Origin of the sequence: Kitasatospora sp. NPDC053057, from assembly GCF_044546945.1 — a bacterium.
Lineage (GTDB): Bacteria > Actinomycetota > Actinomycetes > Streptomycetales > Streptomycetaceae > Kitasatospora.
This window is the reverse complement of the sequence record NZ_JBITZP010000104.1, coordinates 1-4,616: the sequence shown is the minus strand read 5'-3', so window position 1 is coordinate 4,616 and position 4,616 is coordinate 1. Positions and strand designations below refer to the sequence as shown.

General features: G+C 71.7%; 5 protein-coding genes. 1 reads left to right on the top strand and 4 read right to left on the bottom strand.

Translation table 11 applies throughout. From position 1 onward, the window contains the following. The first annotated feature begins 793 nt into the window (after positions 1–793). Positions 794–1,000, top strand: coding sequence for a hypothetical protein (locus ACIG5E_RS39040; RefSeq protein WP_396542004.1), 207 nt, complete (start codon positions 794–796; stop codon positions 998–1,000). Positions 1,001–1,165: 165 nt separating this feature from the next. Here the strand turns inward: ACIG5E_RS39040 and ACIG5E_RS39035 are convergent, their stop codons facing one another. From ACIG5E_RS39035 to ACIG5E_RS39020, 4 genes are all read right to left on the bottom strand, one after another. Next, complete coding sequence (locus ACIG5E_RS39035; protein WP_396542002.1) at positions 1,166–2,455, bottom strand: hypothetical protein; 1,290 nt, start codon at positions 2,453–2,455, stop codon at positions 1,166–1,168. Between the two features lie 676 nt (positions 2,456–3,131). Continuing rightward, on the bottom strand, positions 3,132–3,281 hold the full coding sequence (locus ACIG5E_RS39030; RefSeq protein WP_396542000.1) for a hypothetical protein: 150 nt from the start codon (positions 3,279–3,281) through the stop codon (positions 3,132–3,134). Positions 3,282–3,310: 29 nt separating this feature from the next. Then, positions 3,311–3,673 (bottom strand): hypothetical protein, encoded by a 363-nt coding sequence (locus ACIG5E_RS39025; RefSeq protein ID WP_396541998.1) that lies wholly within the window; start codon positions 3,671–3,673, stop codon positions 3,311–3,313. Positions 3,674–3,765: 92 nt separating this feature from the next. Continuing rightward, a partial coding sequence (locus tag ACIG5E_RS39020; protein ID WP_396541996.1) for a hypothetical protein occupies positions 3,766–4,616 on the bottom strand: 851 nt, incomplete at its 5' end.

The window sequence follows — 4,616 nt, the reverse complement described above, 5'->3', positions numbered from 1 at the left end:
AGGTGATGATGAATTTGGGCGACACACCCTTGCATCACGACCCGACGGAGTTGTCTCACGCGTGAGACAAACCCAAGATCCAGAACGACCACACCTCTGACACTTCGAGCCGCCCCAGCGACGACCGCGTCCGTGACAGCTCTTGCATCTCCGGCCCGGCGGTCGATGACATCTCTTGCATTTCGAGGGGCACCGCCCCACTCGGGTGCCATCCACCGCCCCAGAACACCCCGGTTCCGAGGCTTCATGATCATCTGGAGTGCTAAGGTATCGTCACTTCGCGACGATACGAGGCCGCCGACCGGGCGGCCTTTTTGCTGTCCGGGTGCAGGTAGATGCCGGTAGCGAGTTAGTGCCTACTGGGCCCAGTTGGCGGCGTCCGGGTCGCCCGCGCCTGGGCCAGCACGTCGGCCATGGTGACGCGGGTGGCACCCCGCTTCGGCCGCACAGCAGGCTCGGCCGGCGGTTGGGGCGGCACAGCCGCGGGCGCCTTCTCGACCACGGGAACCACCGCTCGAACACGCTTGACGGCGGCCTCGATCTGCCGGGCCTCGTACGCCCGCTGTCGGCACGAGCGCCGGTCGTACATCTGCCTGCTGTCAGCCTTCGCTGGCACGAACGTCGCGCCGCACACGGGGCACGTTCGCTTCGCTGTCTCGTCCATCCGGCCAGGCTCCCAGGCGCCCGCCCGCCCGGCGGGTAGGCGCCGCACGACGGCCGTCACGTGACGGTCACGTGACGGTGGGAGCCCGCTGTCACGTGACCGTCACGTGACGGCCGATACGGTCCTGGGATGAGCACCCCGAACCGCCGCCCGCTGCACGTCCGGTCCGACGACGAGCACCAGGCCGTCGAGCACATCGCTGGCGCCCGCCGACTCCCGATCGAAGCCGCGGTGGTCGACGCCCAGGCCGTCGCCGACGACCACCAGGAGCACGCCGAGCCGCCCCGCCGGCGGCCCCTCGGCCACGGCCCGGCCACCGCGAAACTGGAACAGTAAGCACTAACTTGCTACGTGCAGTTAGCGCAGGAAACCCCGCTCCCGTCAGCGGTAGATGGGTGCAGCGAGTTAGTGCTTACTGATGCAGTTTCGCGGCCCGCCCGTTCCCACGGGTGCGACGAAGGCCCCCGACCGAGCAAGGTCAGGGGCCTCTGTGTTCGCCAGTCAGCGGGCGGCGCGGATGCGGTCCATCGAGTCCGCGATCTCGTCCTCGCGGGCCGCGTTGAGCGCGCGGCGGCGACGCCGGAACTCGGCCGCAGTTTGCTCCAGCTCGCTGTCGACCGCGATGGGCTCGGGCTCGGCCTGGCTCGGTACGGCGGCGAGCTCCTGGGCCACGGGTTCGGTCGACTCCTCGGTGTCGGTGCTGTCCTCCTCCGGGGCGGAGAGCACGTCCTGGCCCCAGGTCAGCCCCCAGGACTCGATCAGGACGCGCACCCCGTCCTCGCCGAGCGCTTCGGTGGCCTTGAGCAGCGCGAGTCGGCGGCCCGGGTGGTAGGCGATGTGCCGGTACCAGGTGCGGGCCGGGATGACCGCGACCGCGCGCAGACCCTCGCCCTCCTCGGCCGCGATCTCTGCCTCGGTGCGGACGTCCTGCTCGATCTCCAGTGCCTTGATCAGCTTGTTCAGTGACTGGGACCGGTAGTGCTTGCGGACCTTGTAGACGCCGCGCTCGCGCTCCCGGTACTTCTCCGTCAGCGGCCCGGGCTGGCCGAGCTGCAGCAGTTCCTCGGCGGCCAGGTCGCCGAGCTGCAGCGGCGACATTCGGTCCCAGCGGCGGCCGTCCTTGAAGTCGCTTCGGGTGAGCTCCATGCCGATCCCGGCGGTGCCCTTGTCGCCGTCCTTGTACAGGTAGCGGGCGGTGTCGCCCTCCTCGGCCGAACCGATGAACCGGACGTCGGTGCCGTGGCCCTCGCCGCCGCACGGGCAGTTCGGCCGGTCGCACTTCATGCTGACCTCGTAGCCGCCGGCGCCGAGCACCGCCTCGCGCCAGGTCTCGGCGACCGCGCGGCGGAAGCGGTCGAACAGCTCGCGGCGTTCGTCGCCGGTCAGCTCGGGGTCGACCTTGAGCACCCAGAGGACGTGCCAGTGGAGGTGGAAGCCGCTCTCCGAGCCCCAGGTGTCCTCGAAGGCCCGCTCGTACCCGACGATGCCGTAGCTGTCACGGAGGCGCCGCCAGGGCCGCCCTGCGGAGCCGTACGCGGACTTCCAGGCGTCGTGGAGCAGGGCGACCAAGCCACCGCGCTGACCGTCCCTCAGTGAGCCGTACGGCTGCCTGGGGAAGTGCCGCAGGGTGTTGGTGCCGAGGGCGAGGACGTACCCGGCCGCTGCCAGGCCGTCGGCGGCGAGCTGCACGTTGCTCGCGCGGACGGCGAGCACCTTGCTCATGCAGACCGGGCAGAGGTGGACGCTGTGGCAGGTCTGCACGCCGGAGAAGCTCGCGGCGGCACCGGCCATCACTTTCGCCTCGCCGCCGAGCAGCCGGGTGCCGCACTTGCAGAAGGCGCTGCCGAGCGCAACGGTCTGGTGCCGGTCGCGCCGCTCGTATCGGCCGTCCCGACCTCCGTCAGCGGCCTGTGTCCGTTTCGGGGTGGTTTCCCCCTCAGACCCCCTCTGACCTGGGGCGGACGGAATTTTTCCCTTACTACTAAAGCGCGCGCCCGTTTTGGGTGCCGAAAATGCCGCCTGACCTGCAACGTTGTGGGTTTCAACCCCGGACGTTTCGGGGTCATCGTTAGGCTTGCTAACGGTTGCGGCCAAGATCCGCTTGGCGCGGGTCTTGCAGCGGTCGGAGCAGTAGACCTTGGGTCGCCCGCCGCCGGTCACCGGGGGAAGCACGGTGGCGCAAAGACGGCACTTCGGCCGCTTCGGGGGGCGGGTCTGGCTGACGGCATCGGCAGCCGTCGATACGCTGGTCACATGGCCTCGGTTCTTAGTCGGACGAGGTCGGCAACGCAGAGGTCCGGGCGCCTGAGAAACTCCCGGGCCTCTTGCCGTTTCTGGAGTTAGGGCACTGATCCTGCCGTACGGACGGCCGTCCCCGTGGCGGAACGCGCTGACCGGGACTGATGGGATCTCAGGGAGCCGAGAGAGGCCGGACCGCAAGCAGCGCGGTCCGGCCTCTGTCGTTGGGTCAGCCGTGGTCAGCAGCCAGGTGCTCCTCGATGGTGCGGGCGGCGGCACGCAGGACGGCGGGGTCTGCCGGGCGGCCTTCGGCGATCGAGTCGGCGTGCTGGCGGAGCAGGTTGGCGGCCATCTGCAGGGCCTCGGTGGTGTCGGTCACGGTCGGATTCTCCTCCGGTGTAGGGCGGGTCAGAACAGCGTGTCGGTGACGGTCTGCCGGTCCGCGAACGCCTGGTGGCTGGCCCGGCGGCGGCGGTCGGCACCGCGCCAGCAGGACGGGCACCAGGCCGCGAGTTCGGCCGGCGGGGGGGCCGCGGCTTCGTGGTCGTTCAGGCCGGGCTGCCCGATGGTGATCCGGACCGGGCCCTTGCTGCCCTTGAGGTACTGGCCGTGTCGGATGTCGCAGCGGAGCCCCGACTTGCTGTGTCGGGTGCCGCAGGCGCCGGTGCACTCGCAGGTGCGGTTGGCGCGGGCCATGACGGCGGTCCAGGCCTGGGGGGCGGCGATCGGGTCGGCGGTGGGCGGGGTGGGGGTGTGGGTCTCGAACAGCACGGGTGCCTCCGTGGCGTGTCGATCCGGGTCGGCCGGGCGGCCGGGGCCGTCTCCACAGGTGGGCGGTGGAGGCGACCCTGACCGTCCGGCGGTCAGTCGAGGTCGGTGATGGAGGTCTGGCCGTCGATCGCGGCCGGGGCGGCAGTGACGCGGTTCCACGCCTGGCGGAGTCGGGCGGCACCGGCGACGTAGCCGAGCTGCCGGAAGCGGGCCTCCATGTCGCGGTACGACCGGGGCGGGTCGATCTCGGTCCGGATCATGTGGACCACGACGTCCAGCTCGACGTCGCTGAGCGGGGCGCCCGGCTCGGGCGACACAGGCGCGTCGGGGACCGTGTCGGCCGTGTCGGCCAGGGTCTCGACCTCCGGCTCGGGCGTCGGCTCGGGCTCGGGTTCGACCTCCAGGTCGGTGTCGGGCTCGACCGTGGGCTCGGGTTCCGGGGTCGGCTCCGGGGCCGGGGCGGCGATCTCAACGGGGGCGGCCGGGGCCTCCGACACGGGCTCCGGGGCGGGCGACACGGCCGTGTCGAGGGCGGGCTCGACGGGGACCGAGGTCCGGCCGTAGAGGCCGTCGAGGGCGGCGACGGCAGCGGCGGCGGTCCGCTCGGCGTAGGCGTCCGGCAGGGCCGTGCCGAGTCGCGTGTCGCCCGCTCCGATCCGTCGGGCAAGGCGCCAGGCCGCCCGCTGGGACCGCCGACGGACTCGCTCGTCCGGGTGACGCTCGGCCCGGGCCCGGTGGTACTCGACCAGCCGCAGGGCGTCGCCGGTGCGGCGGTCCGCTTCGGCATCAACGCCGGTCCGGTGGACGACGATCGAGCGGGCGAGCAGGCCCGCCAGCTCTGCCGCCGCCGTCATGGCCAGCGGAGACACGCCATAGGCCACCCGGGCGGCGGCCGTCGGGGCGATCACGATCCCGGCGACGGCGGCCACGACGGGGATGCCGA

What these genes read in the sequence shown, in the direction of transcription:
- ACIG5E_RS39035 (WP_396542002.1), bottom strand. Translation starts at nt 2,455, where the DNA reads ATGGCCGGTGCCGCCGCGAGCTTCTCCGGCGTGCAGACCTGCCACAGC.
- ACIG5E_RS39040 (WP_396542004.1), top strand. Translation starts at nt 794, where the DNA reads ATGAGCACCCCGAACCGCCGCCCGCTGCACGTCCGGTCCGACGACGAG.